Consider the following 16,913-nt stretch of genomic DNA (forward strand, 5'->3'; position numbering starts at 1 on the left):
GAATCTTCTCAATGATTTTGTTTGAAGCCTCAAGTAATACTTTGTCAGCACTATTGTTTTCGTCAATATTTAAATTAGTGATAATTTTTTCTTCTTTTAGTTCCATATTAAATTGTTTTTAATTTCTTGTGTCTAACGGTCTGGCTATGGTGCGTATCCCGAAGGGTATGCACTATAGCTATTGTTGTACTCAATTTTAATTTCTAAATTCTTTTAAGCTTTTAATTTCTTCTTCCAGATAATGTTCTAAAGAATCATATGTTCCCATTCTGTCATCTTCCCACATGAAATCACCACTTTCTTTATCTATCAAATCATTGGCTATTTCATGGTCTATTTTAAAAACTCTGAAGTCATTTCCGTCTAAAGAAATGAAACTATCATTACCACATCCATCAGTTCCAATGCAAATTTTATTCTTACAAAGCCCTTCTGTTCTTGGAAGTTTATGAAAATCTCGGTTGAATTCAATCATCCAATTAAAGTCAGTTGTCAAGGTAATGTAGTCTTCGTCATTAGATAGTTTTTTAAATTTTCTAATCAACTTTTCTTTTTTTATATAGAAGTCTACAAAAAAACTCGGTAATTGAATATTGAGTTTTTGTTCGACTCTCTCTATCTGTTTTATGTCTATGTCATTTTTCTTAAACCACATTATTTCGTTTTTTTAATTGAGTACAACGGCTAGTGTAAGAAACGTAGGACAGGTGATAAGCAATACGTTTCGGATTGGCACTAAGCCAAATATAAAAATTTTGCTTTTATCATTTTTTAGTAAATGTCAAATTTTATATTTGGCGACTTTGCAAACAAACTCAGACCTTTCGATTAAGCACAAAAGCCCTATGTTTTTTATAAATTGTTAGGTACAGTACTTTTTCTTCTTTTTATCGGTAGTATTTCTTTGTAAGTCAGACAACGCCAAAGCCATTCTAAAGGACCAAACTGAAAATAAGTTAACCAGATTTTGCTTAAAATTACTTGAAAAATAAATACAGAAATTGCTGTTAACAATGTTTCTGAAGGACTTAAAGTTTCGTAAAGTTTAAATCCGATTGATGAAAATAGTATTAAACCTATAAAACTTTGCATTATATAATTTGTAAGAGCCATTCTACCTGCATATTTTAATACTGATAATGAAGATTTAAGTTTTGTATTATACCAAAACCAACCAATTACCCAAAGATAGAATAAAGCCATTGCTACGTCTGAAAGCCCCATTAATTTAATGAATATCGGTTGATAAGTCCTATAAACTTCATAGTTGGGAAGAATAAACAAAAATATGATTCTGTAAATATTAGTTACAATCGCAATTACCAACATTGGTTTTTTAATCTTCTCGATGAACAAATCTAGAGATTCATGAATTTTATTTTTACCTAGATAAAGTCCAAGAAGAAACATTGAAATGGCAAGAGGTGCTAAAAACCCAAAAAGCATCGGAATATTTGAAAGATATTCTAACAATCTTAATTTTATACCTTCTATATAGCTTCCGTTTTTAATTATTCGATTAACTGTTTTTCCAGTATAATCGCTCAAATAAATTTCTGGTTTAAAATTTAATAAATTGAATATGTATTCTAATATTAGGTCGTAAAATGGAAAAAACAGGAAAATAGAAGATAATATGAGAATAGATTTATTTGACCTTTTTATCATTAAAGTTGTGAATACCCCAAGTAAAGCATAAAGATTTAATACATCTCCAGACCATAAAAGAGTTATGTGTAAAACACCGAAAATGAATAGAATAAACATTCTTCTTGCAAAAAATGAAAAGTGAAATTTATTTTTATCGAATAATTTTAATACTTGCATCGAAATTCCAAGTCCAAAAAGTAATGAGAAAATTGGAAAGAATTTTGTATAAAAAAAGAGCTGTAGAATTTTCTCAGATATTTGATCAATACTTGAACTCCACTGTTTTGAGAATTCATCTTGATTAAGAAATGTTGAGTTCATTATCACAATATTGACAACAAAAATTCCGAGAATTGCGAATCCTCGGAAAACATCTAATAATTCAAATCGCTTCTTTATTTTAGTTGGTTGTTCGTTCATTTTTCGTTTTTGGTATTGTGCCTAACGTTTAGTGTAAAATGCGTTTTAATGCATTTTTACACAGTGTTAGCGGTTTTTTTTATGTTTTAGATATTATATTTTTTATCAAATTTTGTATTTGAGGTGTCATAACATTACTTCTAGGGAATTCATCGGTCATATCTTTCGAGTTACCACCCAAAATTGATGCGGGTAATACCGCTCAAAAACCTCTGAAACCCTTATGCACTATACACATTGTTGGCAATAGTTATTTTTCACTTAGTATCATTTCTATAGCTTTTTTCTTAGCATTCTCACTCGTAACAATTACATCTGGTATAACTCCTTTCTGTTCCCAATTTGTTTTTGTTATCTCATTTATTGGCATTGCCGTTGAAATAGAAATTCTGAAATTATCTGTTAACGAAAAGTATTCATTATTATGTGCAGAACCTGCTGATTTTTCACCAATAATTATAGCTTTCCCAAAAGCTTGTAAGGTATATGCGAAATATTCTGAAGCAGAGCCTGTATTACCATTTATTAAGATATACAATGGTTTTCCAATTCTCAATTTTCCATAGACCAAATCTGATGTATAATTGGTATATGGTGTCATTTTTGGATCAGAAAAGTAAGTCGTAGAAAGTAATGTTGGTGGACCATCAAAATAATGATTCATTATATATTCTAATATACCAGGATAACCTCCACCATTGCCACGAATATCAATGATTAAATTATCTGTGTTCTCTACTATTTTCATAGCAGCAACTGCAGTTTGCATAGAACGTTTTGGGTGCATAAATTCTACTATTTTTATATAACCTGTATTGTTTTCTAAAATTTGAATTGCCGTAAAACCAAAGTTGAGTTTTATTTCAAGGGCTTTTTCTTCTGCTTCCCAATCAGTTATTTTAGTTGTTTTTTTAGAAGTTTTCGCTAAATGATTAACATACATATGTCCATCTTTACTTATTCTTTTTAAATCTTTTGTAAGTAGACTTGCTAAGGTGTCTGGATGCTTAATTTTAAAATATTTACCAGAATTGATTTCTGTCTGAAATTGTAATGCAATTTGCTTTCCTTTTTCTTTGTTTACATAGTTTGATGTAATTAATTCAGGGATTATGTTAATTATTTCCTTGATACTTTTTTTTTCAAGTTCTTGAGCATTTATGTTAATTCCGAAAAGGATTAACATAATAATTAGTTTTGATTTCATTTTTGATTGATGATTTTTTTAATATTCATATTTTTACTATGGCAAAACTATAATATAGTGGGCTTAAAAAATAGTATGATATTAGCCAGAATATATTATGAAATTAACCTAATTCCTTTTGGGGTAAAACCAACATAAGCTTTAAATACCTTAGTCATATGACTTTGATCTGAAAAACCACAATTATAGGCTATTTCCGTAATTGAATCTTCCGAGTTTAATAAAAACGTAAATGCTCTTTTTAGCTTTACTATTCTCATAAAATCTCCAATCGTACCATGTTGGTATCTTCTAAAATATTTTGAAATAGTTACTGGATGAACATTAAGAATAGAAGCTAATTCTTGCAAAGGGATAAATTCGTTCCAGCGATCTTCAATAATCTCTATTAATTTTTCTAACCAATTTGGTTTGTTCTTTACTTCTTCATATGTAAATAGTGTATATAAAATATTGCAAATTGAATTGGAAGTATGTAAATCATTTATACTCAATTCATGATATATATTTATTAATTTAAAATAAGAAGAAAAAGGAGTTTTATTTGATAATTTGTTACAATCTAAGTAGATATCATTGTTTTTAAAAAAATCATTACTCAATTCTATATTAAGATTTTTTGATGGGAATAAAGTGTGCTTATTACAATGTAACTCTCCTTCATTATAAAACAGTACTTTTCCAGTTGATACTTGTATGTCTCCCTTTTTTCGAGATTCTAAATTTCCCCCCTGAAGAATTAACGATAGATGAAAATTTTCATGGTAATGCCATTCTTCAGACACAGGTTTGTTGTAATTAATCAAAGAGATTGTACCATATTCAATATTGAATTTGTTAGATGTTTTACCTAAAAAATAGTTATTATCTAATTTCATTTTTTTAATTATTGCCAACAATTGAATATGTGTACTGGTACACATATTTCCATTATATTTTTCCCAAATCTAGTGGATTTCTAATTGATTTAAAATTTTTTAGGGCAACTTGTGTGTAAATTTCGGTTGTTTTTGTACTATTATGCCCTAATAAAGTTTGAATATATCTAATATCTGTTCCATCTTCTAAAAGATGAGTAGCAAATGAGTGCCTTAACATTTGTGGAGTTATTTTTCGTAATATACCGGACCTGGCGCTAGCTCTTCTAACAATTTTTGCCACACTTTCTGCCGAGTATCTATCACCTAACGTTCCTTCAAATAGATACTCTTTAGGTTTCCATTGTTTATAATAGGTTCTTAGGTCTTTAAGTATAGTTTGAGATAGCAGCGAATATCGATCTTTATTATTCTTTGCATTTCTAATAAAAACTAACATTCGTTTACTGTCAATATCAGTTAAACGCAGGTTTAATAGTTCACTTCGACGTAAACCCGCTGAATACAATAAACCTATAATGCAACGATGTTTTATATTATTAGTATGTTCCAGCATAGTTATAATTTCTTCTTTTGATACTACTTTAGGGAGTTGTTGCTGTTTTCTAGGCCTTTCAATACTATAAAATCGGTTAGGCATTCCCATCACCACTTCATAATAGAATTTAATACTATTGATGGCTTGATTGAGATAGTTATTGGATTTGTTTTGACTAATGAGATGTTGTAAATAGCTTCGGATTTCCTGTTCTGACAAGGTAACAATATCCTTATTGGGATAATGGTTAATGAATTTTTCAAATTGAGATATGTATGTTTTACAAGTGTTTAAAGCATATCGTTTGAGTTCTAATTTTGTCAAATACTCTTCGGGAACATACTTGTAAGAAGTTGTTTTACTGCGATTGTGATACCAGTTAATATCTACAGGTTCATTATCACGTATTGGCTTTTCTTTAAAAAAAGAATTACCGTTTATCCAGGCTACTCCTCTAAATTTCTCAAAAACTTCGGTGAGATTTTCTTTAGTGTTGATAATATACACCATTGAAAACTCTTTACTCCATTTAGGGTCAGGAAGCTGTTTAATTAATGCCTGAATTACCTCATCAGGGTAAAACTGTAGCCCAATCATCTTTTGATTGTGGATCAATAAATGTTTCAGTGTGATATGTTTATTGGGTTTCATCATACAAATATGTGGTATTTATAAATCATAGTAGTGTTTTAGTCGAATACTATTCGAATATTATTCTGTTAAATAAAAAATAATGAACACCTGTCCTCATTGCAAAGTAGAAATTATAGGAAGATCTGATAAGAAATACTGTTCTATCCATTGTAAATCTGCTCATCAATATCAAAAGCGTAAATCAGAAGAAGCTTTATATTATGCTATCGATAAACAATTAAAAACGAACCGAAAGCTCCTAAAAAACTACAACAAATCAGGAATGTCTACCATACGCAAAGAAAAACTGATTTCTGAAGGGTTTGATCCTACTTATTTTACCCATTACTGGAAAAACAAAAAAGGACAGGTGTATCTTTTCTGTTATGAATATGGGTTTCTGGATTTAAAAGAAAACCAAAAAGAAAAATACCTCTTAGTAACCTGGCAAGACTATATGAATGTTTAATCAGCAACATTAATTCCCTTTAATATCTTCCAATGGTTTGGTAATAATTCATGTAATCGATTTGCTTTATGTTCTTGTATATTTTCTAATACATCTTTAAGCCAACAGTAGGGATCTATATTATTAATCTTACAACTGGCAAACAAAGAATATAGCATTGCAGCTTTTTGAGCTGCTCTATGAGAACCAGAAAACAGATAGTTCTTTCTGCCTAAAGCCAGTGGTCTGATAGTGTTTTCCACTAGGTTATTGTCAATTTCATAACGACCATCGATTGTATATCTTTTTAGTTTATCCCATAATTTTAATGTATACCCAATGGCTTTTCCGATAGCACTTTTAGGTAGCACCTCAAGAACCTGTGCCTTAAGCCAACTTTCTAAACTATCTAAAATTGGAACAGCATATGATTTGCGGTAACGTTTTCTTTGTTCAGCTGAACTTTCACGTTTTCTTGCTTTTCGCTCTATAGCGTATAACTTTTGAATTTGTTCCAATACATAACTGGCTCTGAATGCGTCCTCATTCAGTGCTTTTTCAAAATATCTTCTGGCATGTGCCATACAGGCCAATAAAGTAATAGTTCCTTTTGTATTTAAGTTTGTATATCCAGAATATCCATCGGTTTGAATAGTGCCATTATACTCTTGTAATAATTCCTCTGGGACATTTTTTGACCTACTAGGAGCGTACTTAAATAAAACCAATCGTTCTAATGGAGCGTGGTGTACCCAATGATAACCCATATGAAGCTTTCCTTTTTTAGAAGTATCCTGAACTCCGATAGGGGATTCATCTATCTGAAGGTAATTACTTTGTAAAAGCTCCTTTTGCAAAGTATCATATAAAGGTTCCAATAACTTAGTAGTTGCATTAAACCAATTACATAATGTTGCTCTGCTAATATCAAGATGTTGGCTTTTGAATATTTGTTGCTGTCTATAAAAAGGTAAATGGTGAACAAATTTACTAACCATAATATGAGATAGTAATCCAGCTCCTGCATTACCTTTTGGAATTGGAAGTGATGGAAGTGCCCCAATTACTATTTTAGTATCTTCTTGTACTATATACTTAGGGCGAACAATTCTTCTGACAAAAATACTGGAAGGGTTATATTCTAATATTTCCGTAACTTCTTCTCCAATCTTTTTGGAATTAGGTGAAATTTCAGCAGGTTCTATGATTTCTTCTATTCGAGGCAAGTGAGATGGAATTGAACTACGAATAGGTTGTTGTTTTTCTTCTGCTTTCTTCTCTCTTTTATAGGTGATTTCTATGGATTCATGCTTGATATCAGAAATTTCCAATTGTTCAACAAATAAATCTAATTGTTCTATATCTGAAGCAACGAACCGTTCACTTTTACTGCCAAAAATCATTCGCTTTAACTCAGATAATTGTTGTTGTAAGTACTGGTAGTCAAATTGTAATTTTTGATGCTCTTTTACCAGAGTATCGTATGCTTCTTGGAGCAAAAACTGATCGTTAGATAAAGAATTATTTGGGGTGATTTCCACATGGTAAAAACACCTAAATCTTACGATATGCACAATAAAATCAAACATTTTCAAGTACTGTTTTATAACGTTTTCTTCTGCTAATATCAGTTATAGAAACTCCATCAATAAGTAAAACTAATTGTGAATAGCTAAGAGAAATACTACCTACTTTCTGATCATAATAGGGAATCTCAAAAGTACCAGACTCTAATCGCTTGTAATACATAATAAAACTGCTACCACTCCAATGAAGTAGCTTTACTTTATCACGGGTTTTATTGATGAAAATATATACAGAACCATCGGTAGGTGATGTAGATAGATCATTTTGTATTAATCCACAAAGACCATTGAATCCTTTTCTCATGTCAGCTGGCTTATGGTACAGATGAAACCTGTGAGTCGTAGTAAGTCCAAACATCAGAAAAGAGTGATTAAGGTTTTCAATTCTTTTTTACAGATATCAGAAGGGCATTGTAGAAAAACTCCATTAGGATAATGAACCTCAATAGGTACGGGTACTCTTTTAGAAACAGCTTTGTCTTTTATAGAATCTGAGACTTCTACAGGAATAAAAATAGCTTCCTTTTTTGAAATTGGTTTTTTGGATTCTGGAAAATCAACTCTAAACTGCCTATTCCAGTATTTCATAATACCATAATTGATACCATATTTTTCACCATATTCTTTTAAACTCAAAGAACTTTTTCGCCAGTTCTTTAATATGGAGTACATCTCCTTCTTTCTTTTGGTAGTTTCTTTTTGCATATCGCAAAACTAAAACCTAAATCAAATTCGTACAAGATGCAGTTTGCCGAACGGTTACCAATGGCAGCAGCGTTATGTCGTACTTTATTCTGAACTTTTCCGACTAGAAATTGATCGAATAGGCTTATCCAAAGAAGAATTGACAATAACGAATGCATTTTTAAACTTTCATGCGAATGGTAATGAGATCAGAAAACGATTTAACACACAGTTCATTGCTAAAGAAAAGACAGAATATCAAGATTTCTTTAATGATATAGAGGGTAATAGTCTGGATAATCAGCAACGAGAGTGTATTATTACCGATGAAGATAACAATCTTGTAATTGCTGGTGCTGGATCGGGGAAAACCACAACGATTGTCGGAAAGGTAAAGTATCTAATTAACCGATACAAAACAAAGCCTGAAAATATCCTTTTAATATCTTTTACAAAAGCATCTGCAAAAGACCTTACTGAACGTGTAAATTTTAGAGGCATTGAGGTACGTACCTTTCACAGTTTAGGGAACGATATTATCCGAAGTGTCGAAAAGGGAAAACCTAGTATTTATGATAGCAATCAATTTCGTAGACACATCAATGGAATTTTTAAGAAATTACAAGGTCAAGAAGAATACCTGAACGACATTACCAATTATTTTATTTCCTACATGAAATTGGATAAATCTTCTTTTGAGTTTGATTCACAAGAAGACTACATTGAATACATGAAGGACCAGGATTTTAAAACATATAAGCAGAAAGTTGCCACCTATGGAGATAAAGAAACTGTAAACAGGGAAATTGTCAAGAGTATGGAAGAATGTAAAATTGCTAATTTTTTATTTTTCAATCGGGTAAGGTACGAATACGAATATCCTTATGAGCACAATACTAGGGATTTAGATTACAGGCAATATAAACCAGACTTTACCTTGTTCAATAATGAAGAAAAAATATACCTGGAGCATTTCGGAATTGACAGAGAAGGAAATGTTCCTCCATTTTTTGCCGATGAGGGACAATCTCATGAGGATGCCCGGCTACATTATAATCAAGGTATTGAGTGGAAAAGGAAGACGCATCAAGCACACAATACATCATGCATAGAAACTTATAGCTATGAAAACAGCGAAGGTGTTTTGTTAGATAACCTCGCTAAAAAATTAACCGAAGCGGGGATTACGGTTAACCCCATGACACAACAGGAAAAGTGGAAAGTAATTAATGAGGTTGCGATTGATGAAGTTAGGGCAATGGTAGATTTATTTATTCAATTTCTAAGTTTGTTTAAGTCCAATAATTATAGTCTTGATGATTTAATCAAAAAGCTGAACTCAAAATCAGGTTTTGAAAAAGTAAGGAATACATTGTTTTTAAAATTATTCATCCCTATTTATAAAGAGTATCAGATCATTTTAAATGAAAAAGCAGAAATTGATTTTAGCGATATGATCAATCGAGCTACGGATTATATTCTTACAGGAAAATATACCACAACATATGACTATATCATTGTCGATGAATTTCAAGATATTTCTCAAGGTAGGTATCAATTACTTAACGCATTAAAGAATAGTAACCCAGCTTGTAGATTGTTTTGTGTTGGTGATGATTGGCAATCGATCTATCGATTCACAGGGAGTGATAGTAGTTTGTTTAATCAATTCGAACGCTATTTTGGAGTTACAGAAATTAGTAAAATAGAAACGACCTATCGTTTCAAAAATCCTATGATTGACATTTCTGGAAATTTTATTACTCAAAACCCTTCTCAGATCAAAAAACAGCTAAGAAGCTTCACAAATGATGCCAGTACATCTTTAAAGGTCGAATATTCTAAAACTGATACCAGTGATGATACAGAAGCTTTGAAACAAGCATTTTTGAAGTATGTGATTAAAACTCTTTTGAAGCTAACCAAGAATCAATATAGTGTAGAGGAACTTGCGGAAAAGATAAAAGCTTTTGAACTGGATAAGGAAATGCAAGAACTACAGCAAAAGAAATTCTTAATTCTTGGTAGAAATAATAGGGATTTTAATCGCTTGAATTTTGAAAATCATCCAGCTTGGAAAAAGGTTTCTGAAAATCAAATACAGCTTACTTTCGCTAAAAAATATATTTTTGATTTTCAATTTCTTACCGTACATCGTTCAAAGGGCTTACAAGCAAACGTAGTCTTCATTGTTAATTGTAATTCAGGCAGATATGGTTTTCCAAATGAAATCAGTGATGATCCTGTAATGGACTTGTTACTTAGTCATGCTGAACCATATCCGAACGCTGAAGAAAGAAGGCTATTTTATGTTGCACTCACTAGAGCAAAAGAAAGAACGGTTTGTATTGCAAATGTGAATCATATTTCTAAGTTCATCAATCAATTAGATAAAAAACCTCCTGAAGAAATTAAAAGATGTCCTCGATGTAAAAAGGGCAACTTAAAACTTAGGACTGGTCCTTATGGTAATTTTTATGGGTGTTCCAATTTTAGTTATGGGTGTCGTTACATAAAAAAGAAAAAGAAGTAACTTTTTTTATTAAAATTAAGCCTGATTCTGCTCATGGTCATTCTCCTATTTTAAGACGCCTTACACATACAATCAAATTCCATGTCCAAAATCGGATTAAAAGGTAAATCATTGAACTCATCCGTAGCCTCGATAAAGTCAGTTGAATAAGCTTTTTTGGCTAATTCCTTTGCAGTTGTGTGATTCCTGAAAAATGAATATTCACCTCCTTCATATTTTGTTTCCATGTGATCCCACCATTCAACTAATTGAGGTTGTTCTTTTGCAATGGTCAGTAATTTTCGTTCTGATTTTTTATAACACAGATCGCAATTGCCTTCATAGTCTTTAAGTTTTAAGTCAAAGTCTTGATTTTTCCACCAATTTCTAATGAAAGTTTTATTGCATTTGAGATCCTGGGCCAACGGATAAATTTTGTTTTCTTTACGAGAGGTAACAGGATTAATACGGTGTCGTTCATCATAGCGGATACCAATGGCTGAAACCCATTTTTTTAGTCCTAACGACTGCATATATTTTTTGATGGGCACTAACTTTAATTCTCTTGTACAATAGGGTCGTGCGATATTAGGAATACCATACTTACTTATAGCTGTTTCAAAAGGTTGACCATCTCTGTTTGCTGTTTCATAGTTTACCACTCTAAATGAAGTACCAACTCCCATTTGGGGATTGACAACAGGTTCAATCCAGACCACATTCAAATCCCAACGAATATCGCATTCATTGATAAAGTCTAGTGTTTCTTCACGCTCTTTTCCTGTATTGGCAAATACGATTACTTTTTTAAAGTGTTTATATTTGGGATGCTCCAATATAAACTTGGTCATAAAGGCAGATGTCCTCCCTCCAGAGAAAGAAATTAACAAGGTTGCTATTTTATTATTAGGGTGGGTAAACATATTTCTCATGTTGGTTTAAAATTGAAATCTATGCAGCATTGTGCTGATTAAAAGGAATGGTTTTAACGGTTTCGTGGTAACGTAAATAATCGGCAATCAACTTGATCAAAGCTTCGTTTCGGTTCTTATATATGGGTTGATTGTTCTTGAAATGGGTTTCTTTCAGGAGCATTCTGATTTGCCCTTCCTGCTCTTGCTCGATGAACTTTTTTGCTGCTCTTATGAATGCAGCTCTTGAACAGCCAATAATACGTTGCTTACGAATGTTGACATATACAAAAAAACTGCTGCGGTATTTGAACTCAAAATCGCTGATTTCTCCCTCTTTAAATTTTCGATAAGCCAGCTCGTACTGTTCTTCTACGATGTGCTGCGCAATACGGACTAAGGGGTATTTCGGGATACGATCTTTATAGTCTTTTGGATTGTCAACTTGATGGTGTAATCGAAGCCAAGACGCATTTTGCCAAGCTGTTTTGGCTACTTTACCTAATGATTGGTGAGAAAAAATAAAATCAACCCCTCGATGCCTTAGTGTAATCAATGCACTCACCATGTCTTGTCCTTTTTCAAAAGTCATATAATCGTCCATATCATCCAGTACCAATAAACCATCCTGGTAATGGTTGAGGATTTTCTTTACCACTTCTTTTTTCTCGGTTTTATCCATTCTTCTACCACGATCGTTGTAAGGTCGGATACGCCTTGGAATAGGGTGTGTTAACTTTATGATGTTTTCGGGGCTAACGGATCGAAATTGTACAAAGTCATCGTCATTGGTGTCAAATACGAGTACTTTTCGGGCTTTCTTTCCTGTATCAGTATTGTCTTTTAGATAGTACTTGATTTCTTGTAGCGTTCTGTAGGTTTTGCCAACGCCAGTTTCACCAATAACGACAATTAGTTCGTTTTTTCGTTTATAATTCATAAGGGGATGATTATGCTGCGACTTCTTCTGCAACTTCTATGATTCCATTAGGAATGATGGTGGCATTTGGTGTAGCTGCTGGTTTTTGTGTTATTTCTTCTTCTGGTTCATTGTCTACTACGGGATCTGATTTTGCTTGAGTATATACCTCATTTTCTTCAGTTTCTTGTTCATCTTTAACAATGGCTAAAATGCGTTGTTCCAGAATTTCATTTTCTGCCCGAATCTCCATCATCACTTGAGCCTTTTTGATTAAAATGGAAACGATTGCTCCAATAAGTTGCTGTTCTACCGTCAGCTTTTTGGCTTTGGCTTTCAGCACTTGAATCAACAGAGGACGCAGGAGTGCCTTGTCCTCTTTATCCAGTTTAAAGAGGTTAATGTTCTTCTCGTTCTGCTCCTCTATGACTTGAATGACTTCATCAAATTCATAAAACTCCTTGTGTTTGTGAATTTTTATGAAAAAACCTGCACCTACTCCAAGTACATTATTGGCTACGCCTAATATGGTGTCTGCTGCTGTTTTTGCCTGATTGGTGGGGATCTCAAATTCTTCAGCATCTTCTATTGTAGTTTCGGTATAGTCCTCATTGATTTCTTGTTCGGGTATTCCGTCATCGAAATTGAATTCTGAAAAATCCTGATCTGCTTTAGTGGAAGTTGATTCTCCTTCTTCTTGTTCTTCAGGTTTTTGTTGATGATGTCCTTCACGTTCAATTACAGGTTCGTTAAGTGGACTATCTTGTTCGTGAACAAAATCTTGAAATGCAATGTTATTTTGATCTTCAGACAGTATAGTTGCAATGTCTTTTTGTAGGTCTTTCATGGTGGAATAGTTAATTTAATTTGGAGATGAAATTGATGGTACTTGCCTCTAGTGCGTTGTACATTTTTATAAAATTTTTGTAATACCCTGGTAGCGACAAAATTTCTTCACATTTGTGATAGAAATAGAATACATTGTGGTATTCCCAACCGAAGCGTTGTCCAATCCGGGCATAACTACTACCTGTATATTTGCTCAATAGATGATAACAGGCCATTCGTGCTTCTCGATATTCTCGAATAGTGGAGCTGCTTAGTTGCTGCTCATTGACATCAAAAATTTCTGCACATTCCGCAACCACATAATCGGTAATCAGCTTTAACCGTCTTGGATTGGTTACTTTAATTTGCGTGTTTTGAGAAAATATTTTTAGCATTTGAACAGCTTTCTCTAATCCATATTTTCCAACCAATTCATCAACGCTATGTTGCAAATCGGTGTACGTATATTGTTGGGCTAGACTGTTATCAGACATCATTATTAAGTTTTATATGAGGTTGAATTTGAAAGACAATAGGGTTGATCTTTTTAAAGTATGTTCACCTATTTTGATTTCCCATTTATTAAGTGGGTGTTTAAGCCCCATTCTTCTAAGTTCTGACCGTTTTATGTTCGTGGTCCAATTCATCCTTTTAAGGCTATCCAAAATCTTCTCATTATGCCTTAGTTGCTCTTTTTCCTTATTAAAACCTACTTTTTTTGTAGTGTTTTCTTTTAAGGAATCATTGTTTTGAAGTTGGTCAGCAAAATGGTTTTGTAAAGCGAGGTAGATTTCTTCTTCGCAAGTTGTTACTTGTTTTTGAAGCTTGGTAAATTTTTCCATTTCATCGGTTTGTACACCATCTTTTTTAATGTTCTCTAGTCGTATTTTTAGATGGTTACATCTCGCTATGGCTTCTTGTATTTTCTTAGGAAGGGTTTTAAGATTATGTTTGTCGATAAATTCCTGGTATTTTGCTTTATTCATGAGACTGTTTTTTTAGGTGTTTTTTTCTAATTTCTTAATGAGGTTATCATAAGTCATGACTATTTTTTTCTGAATTTTTTCTATTTCGGATTTATCTCTCATCCCCCATTCTTCAGTCATGTTTTTTAAGATGTCCAGCAGTTTTTCTTTGGTTCTTTCCAACACATTTTCATTTTTGGCATGCCGTTCCAGCACTATATTGCCAAAACTGATCAATCGGTTAGAGAGTTTATCGTAAGGGCTTAATGCTGGTTTTGGTTCTTTAGCTGCTTTTTCTATTCTGCCTACTTCTCTAATTATGTCCCTACAGCGTTCTAAATCGGGTTCGATTGCTTCTAATTCGCTTAACCTTCTTTGATTGCGTTGTTCTTCTGTTTCCTTCCTTTCTTTTCCCGTTTTGGTGAGTAAAGGTTCTCCAAGAGCATTAAGTATTTTGTTCATTACAGTTATGGATCCTTCTCTAGCTGAAGGATTTTTGATGTCGTCCACAAATCCTTTAAAGGAATGTGCTGCTTTCAATACCTTTTTTCTAAACTGTGTTCCCGATTCTTCCTCAAGAGCTTCTTCTAAATCAAAGCGGGTAACGCTGACAATGGTCTCATCGTGTCCACTAAGGTCTTTTTCAATTTCAATTAGCTTATCAATTACATGTTGAACTAATTGTTCGGTAAGCAGCGTGGTTTGTGTTTTTTTGCCTGTGCTACTTCCTTTTTCTTTGGTTTTTTTAGCAGATTGATCTTCTTTTTCCTGATGCCATAATTTCTCTAAAAACAAGACCAATTTATCAGCTTCATCTGCTATTTGAGCATTGGAAATTCCTCTTTTTGCATGCTGGTATTCTTCAATAAACTCCTTGACTTGGGAGCGAAACTCTTTTTCATCTTCTTTAGATAAAGTAAGTATTAAATCGAGCATGGCATCATTAGCAATTTCTTTATCCTTGCCCTCTAAAAAGGCTGCCCAATCTCTAAATTTGAGCGACAATGTTTTAACTAACTCCCGCAAAGAGATGGTTTCCAAAATTTCCTTTTCTGGTTTGCCAATTATAGAAGAGTACCCTAGTTCTTCTAATAGCTTATTAACAGCCCGAGTCGTTTTCTTACCAAATTCTTGTTCCTTGTTTTTGGTGCTGTTACGCATTTTTAATTCCCATTGTAAATAGTCCAATAAGAATTTATCCAAAAGACGTTCTACTTCTTCTTTGTTACCTTCTTCTATTGCTTTTTCTAATTGCCCGGTCATTTCCATCACAATAACAATGTCATCTTCTCGTATCTCCAGTTCTTCAGCTTCTTTCAACAGTCCTTTAAAGTCACCAATTACCAATAAGACCACTCGTTGCAACTTTCCTTTAGGTTGGGTGCTTTTAGATTGCCCTTTCGACTTTTTTTCTGACTTTGGGATGGTCTTTGGTTTTGGAGTTTGTTCTTTCTGTTTTTCTTTTTTAGGGCTTGGGGTTTTCTTAATGGCTTCTGGGGCATATTTGCTTACCATGTCATAGAGTTTCTGCCTGCTTTGTAAAGATGTTTTTTCAAAGAGAGCTTTATCTTTTGCCTGATTGTATTCCGTTATCCATGCTTCAATCCTTTCTTTAAGTTTTATGGATTTTTCTTCAACCTTTTTCAGGTTCAGGTTTAAAATGTCTTGAGAAGTTATCATTATTATTTTTTTATGCGGTTTGTAATCGGAGTTTTGGTTTGGATTTGGTCAAAATAACTTTTTCTAAGCCTTTGGTTAAATAGGCTGTTGCTATTGAAGTGATAAACACTAAACCTACGGTCTGTAAAAATTCTTTTGTAGGTGGCAAACTGTAGGAGAATTTTCCATTCTCATCTTTTTTACCCATGTTGTAATAGATAAGAGCTTCTAGTGTTCCAATCACTAAACCAGCTCCAGTAATAATTAATGTATCTTTCTTCATGATTTTTTAGTTTATAGAGATGCTTCTAATTCAAGTTCTAATTCTAACAAGTCTATGATCCTCATCCGTTCTTTTTCTGCAAACTCCATTTCCTCTTTTTTGCTTTTCGTTTTTTTTCCTGTCTTCTCTTGAGGTGTTTTAGGCATTTTAGGGGAAGATGATGGGGCTGAAGATTCTTCTATGACAATGCCATTTTTTTTGAGTAGAGCCATAAATAATTCATCTACCTTTTTTGCTTCAGCAAGGTCTAGGGTAAAATCCTGGGTTTCTTTTTTAATGGTATCATAGGCTTTCTGGGGCAAAAATTTTGAACCTGTTTGTTCTAAAATCTTTTCTTGATGCTTCAAGCTTATTTTCGCTAAGATTTTTGGGTTTATTTTTTCTAATTGATACATGGTATTATGATTTATGGTCTATACAATAGTGTTGATGATGCCATTCTTTTAGTCCGCTAAAAAAGTGATTAGCTTCCTCCTGATTGCTGTAATGAATGGAACAGTTTTGAGGATTGCCATCGGGATAATAGCAACGGTAACGATAGCATTGAATGGTTCGATCTGGATCGGTTATATCCAAACTCAGCCACCGCAGAATGAGGGTGTTTTTATGTAAAGGGGAAGTCATAATTTTAAATGCCCTGCATTCTTCTTTACTTGCTTTACTGATTGGAAATTCTTGCCAAACTGACCCACCTATTCCTATTATATTGACCCAGTAAATCCTATTTAAACTGACCCACCTATTCTTGTTTAAATTGACCCACCCCCAAAAGTGTGTGTATTAAATAACTTG

At 32.9% G+C, this 16,913-nt stretch carries 19 protein-coding genes; 2 read left to right on the plus strand and 17 right to left on the minus strand.

Annotation, left to right across the window (positions count from 1 at the left end):
- Positions 1–196: 196 nt before the first annotated feature.
- The 5 genes from FOF46_RS28670 to FOF46_RS28690 form a co-directional block, all read right to left on the minus strand.
- Positions 197–655 (minus strand): SMI1/KNR4 family protein, encoded by a 459-nt coding sequence (locus FOF46_RS28670; RefSeq protein ID WP_143918893.1) that lies wholly within the window; start codon positions 653–655, stop codon positions 197–199.
- A gap of 197 nt (positions 656–852) precedes the next feature.
- A complete protein-coding gene (locus FOF46_RS28675) occupies positions 853–2,070 on the minus strand; it encodes a DUF418 domain-containing protein (RefSeq protein ID WP_143918894.1) in 1,218 nt (405 codons plus the stop codon).
- A gap of 250 nt (positions 2,071–2,320) precedes the next feature.
- The gene (locus FOF46_RS28680; RefSeq protein WP_167571984.1) at positions 2,321–3,256 is read right to left on the minus strand and encodes a S41 family peptidase; all 936 of its coding nucleotides are present in this window, start codon (positions 3,254–3,256) and stop codon (positions 2,321–2,323) included.
- 116 nt (positions 3,257–3,372) lie between these two features.
- Complete coding sequence (locus tag FOF46_RS28685) at positions 3,373–4,155, minus strand: helix-turn-helix domain-containing protein (protein WP_167571985.1); 783 nt, start codon at positions 4,153–4,155, stop codon at positions 3,373–3,375.
- 52 nt (positions 4,156–4,207) lie between these two features.
- Complete coding sequence (locus FOF46_RS28690; protein ID WP_143918897.1) at positions 4,208–5,290, minus strand: tyrosine-type recombinase/integrase; 1,083 nt, start codon at positions 5,288–5,290, stop codon at positions 4,208–4,210.
- 136 nt (positions 5,291–5,426) lie between these two features.
- On the opposite strand from FOF46_RS28690, the gene FOF46_RS28695 reads away from it, so the two are divergent.
- The gene (locus tag FOF46_RS28695; RefSeq protein ID WP_143918898.1) at positions 5,427–5,795 is read left to right on the plus strand and encodes a hypothetical protein; all 369 of its coding nucleotides are present in this window, start codon (positions 5,427–5,429) and stop codon (positions 5,793–5,795) included.
- Here the strand turns inward: FOF46_RS28695 and tnpC are convergent.
- The 3 genes from tnpC to tnpA are packed head-to-tail and all read right to left on the minus strand — an operon-like array spanning position 5,792 to position 8,065.
- A complete protein-coding gene (tnpC, locus tag FOF46_RS28700; RefSeq protein ID WP_244299788.1) occupies positions 5,792–7,363 on the minus strand; it encodes an IS66 family transposase in 1,572 nt (523 codons plus the stop codon). The genes FOF46_RS28695 and tnpC overlap by 4 nt on opposite strands.
- Positions 7,356–7,718: an IS66 family insertion sequence element accessory protein TnpB gene (gene tnpB, locus FOF46_RS28705; RefSeq protein ID WP_143918899.1), complete on the minus strand. Its 363-nt coding sequence runs from the start codon at positions 7,716–7,718 to the stop codon at positions 7,356–7,358. The genes tnpC and tnpB overlap by 8 nt, the downstream gene beginning before the upstream one ends.
- Complete coding sequence (gene tnpA / locus FOF46_RS28710; protein ID WP_143918900.1) at positions 7,718–8,065, minus strand: IS66 family insertion sequence element accessory protein TnpA; 348 nt, start codon at positions 8,063–8,065, stop codon at positions 7,718–7,720. Before tnpA ends, tnpB begins: the two co-directional genes overlap by 1 nt.
- Positions 8,066–8,108: 43 nt before the next feature.
- Here tnpA and FOF46_RS28715 point away from each other — a divergent pair, with 43 nt between their 5' ends.
- Entirely contained in the window at positions 8,109–10,577 is a 2,469-nt protein-coding gene (locus tag FOF46_RS28715) for a UvrD-helicase domain-containing protein (protein ID WP_167571987.1), read from the plus strand.
- A 50-nt stretch (positions 10,578–10,627) separates the two neighbouring features.
- On the opposite strand, the gene FOF46_RS28720 is transcribed toward FOF46_RS28715, so the two are convergent.
- The 9 genes from FOF46_RS28720 to FOF46_RS32395 are packed head-to-tail and all read right to left on the minus strand — an operon-like array spanning position 10,628 to position 16,745.
- Positions 10,628–11,479 carry a phosphoadenosine phosphosulfate reductase domain-containing protein gene (locus FOF46_RS28720; RefSeq protein ID WP_167571988.1) on the minus strand — a complete coding sequence of 284 codons (852 nt, stop codon included), beginning with the start codon at positions 11,477–11,479 and terminating at the stop codon, positions 10,628–10,630.
- 28 nt (positions 11,480–11,507) lie between these two features.
- Positions 11,508–12,407 carry a hypothetical protein gene (locus FOF46_RS28725; RefSeq protein WP_143918903.1) on the minus strand — a complete coding sequence of 300 codons (900 nt, stop codon included), beginning with the start codon at positions 12,405–12,407 and terminating at the stop codon, positions 11,508–11,510.
- Positions 12,408–12,417: 10 nt separating this feature from the next.
- Positions 12,418–13,233: a hypothetical protein gene (locus FOF46_RS28730; protein ID WP_143918904.1), complete on the minus strand. Its 816-nt coding sequence runs from the start codon at positions 13,231–13,233 to the stop codon at positions 12,418–12,420.
- A 10-nt stretch (positions 13,234–13,243) separates the two neighbouring features.
- Positions 13,244–13,666 carry a hypothetical protein gene (locus tag FOF46_RS28735; RefSeq protein ID WP_167571989.1) on the minus strand — a complete coding sequence of 141 codons (423 nt, stop codon included), beginning with the start codon at positions 13,664–13,666 and terminating at the stop codon, positions 13,244–13,246.
- Positions 13,667–13,720: 54 nt separating this feature from the next.
- Positions 13,721–14,200, minus strand: a complete 480-nt coding sequence (locus tag FOF46_RS28740) for a hypothetical protein (protein WP_143918906.1) — start codon at positions 14,198–14,200, stop codon at positions 13,721–13,723.
- Between the two features lie 12 nt (positions 14,201–14,212).
- Positions 14,213–15,859 carry a hypothetical protein gene (locus tag FOF46_RS28745; RefSeq protein ID WP_143918907.1) on the minus strand — a complete coding sequence of 549 codons (1,647 nt, stop codon included), beginning with the start codon at positions 15,857–15,859 and terminating at the stop codon, positions 14,213–14,215.
- Between the two features lie 10 nt (positions 15,860–15,869).
- Positions 15,870–16,121 (minus strand): hypothetical protein, encoded by a 252-nt coding sequence (locus FOF46_RS28750; protein WP_143918908.1) that lies wholly within the window; start codon positions 16,119–16,121, stop codon positions 15,870–15,872.
- 11 nt (positions 16,122–16,132) lie between these two features.
- The gene (locus FOF46_RS28755) at positions 16,133–16,516 is read right to left on the minus strand and encodes a hypothetical protein (RefSeq protein ID WP_143918909.1); all 384 of its coding nucleotides are present in this window, start codon (positions 16,514–16,516) and stop codon (positions 16,133–16,135) included.
- 4 nt (positions 16,517–16,520) lie between these two features.
- Positions 16,521–16,745, minus strand: coding sequence for a hypothetical protein (locus FOF46_RS32395; protein WP_244299790.1), 225 nt, complete (start codon positions 16,743–16,745; stop codon positions 16,521–16,523).
- Between the last annotated feature and the right edge of the window lie 168 nt (positions 16,746–16,913).

This window comes from Aquimarina algiphila (genome assembly GCF_007489275.1).
GTDB classification, from domain to species: Bacteria; Bacteroidota; Bacteroidia; order Flavobacteriales; family Flavobacteriaceae; genus Aquimarina; species Aquimarina algiphila.

Bases quoted from the DNA above. Each gene is read 5' to 3' on its own strand.
- FOF46_RS28670 (WP_143918893.1), bottom strand. From the start codon at position 655: ATGTGGTTTAAGAAAAATGACATAGACATAAAACAGATAGAGAGAGTC.
- FOF46_RS28675 (WP_143918894.1), bottom strand. From the start codon at position 2,070: ATGAACGAACAACCAACTAAAATAAAGAAGCGATTTGAATTATTAGAT.
- FOF46_RS28680 (WP_167571984.1), bottom strand. From the start codon at position 3,256: ATGTTAATCCTTTTCGGAATTAACATAAATGCTCAAGAACTTGAAAAA.
- FOF46_RS28685 (WP_167571985.1), bottom strand. From the start codon at position 4,155: ATGAAATTAGATAATAACTATTTTTTAGGTAAAACATCTAACAAATTC.
- FOF46_RS28690 (WP_143918897.1), bottom strand. From the start codon at position 5,290: ATGATTGGGCTACAGTTTTACCCTGATGAGGTAATTCAGGCATTAATT.
- FOF46_RS28695 (WP_143918898.1), top strand. From the start codon at position 5,427: ATGAACACCTGTCCTCATTGCAAAGTAGAAATTATAGGAAGATCTGAT.
- tnpC (WP_244299788.1), bottom strand. From the start codon at position 7,363: ATGTTTGATTTTATTGTGCATATCGTAAGATTTAGGTGTTTTTACCAT.
- tnpB (WP_143918899.1), bottom strand. From the start codon at position 7,718: ATGTTTGGACTTACTACGACTCACAGGTTTCATCTGTACCATAAGCCA.
- tnpA (WP_143918900.1), bottom strand. From the start codon at position 8,065: ATGCAAAAAGAAACTACCAAAAGAAAGAAGGAGATGTACTCCATATTA.
- FOF46_RS28720 (WP_167571988.1), bottom strand. From the start codon at position 11,479: ATGTTTACCCACCCTAATAATAAAATAGCAACCTTGTTAATTTCTTTC.
- FOF46_RS28725 (WP_143918903.1), bottom strand. From the start codon at position 12,407: ATGAATTATAAACGAAAAAACGAACTAATTGTCGTTATTGGTGAAACT.
- FOF46_RS28730 (WP_143918904.1), bottom strand. From the start codon at position 13,233: ATGAAAGACCTACAAAAAGACATTGCAACTATACTGTCTGAAGATCAA.
- FOF46_RS28740 (WP_143918906.1), bottom strand. From the start codon at position 14,200: ATGAATAAAGCAAAATACCAGGAATTTATCGACAAACATAATCTTAAA.
- FOF46_RS28745 (WP_143918907.1), bottom strand. From the start codon at position 15,859: ATGATAACTTCTCAAGACATTTTAAACCTGAACCTGAAAAAGGTTGAA.
- FOF46_RS28750 (WP_143918908.1), bottom strand. From the start codon at position 16,121: ATGAAGAAAGATACATTAATTATTACTGGAGCTGGTTTAGTGATTGGA.
- FOF46_RS28755 (WP_143918909.1), bottom strand. From the start codon at position 16,516: ATGTATCAATTAGAAAAAATAAACCCAAAAATCTTAGCGAAAATAAGC.
- FOF46_RS32395 (WP_244299790.1), bottom strand. From the start codon at position 16,745: ATGACTTCCCCTTTACATAAAAACACCCTCATTCTGCGGTGGCTGAGT.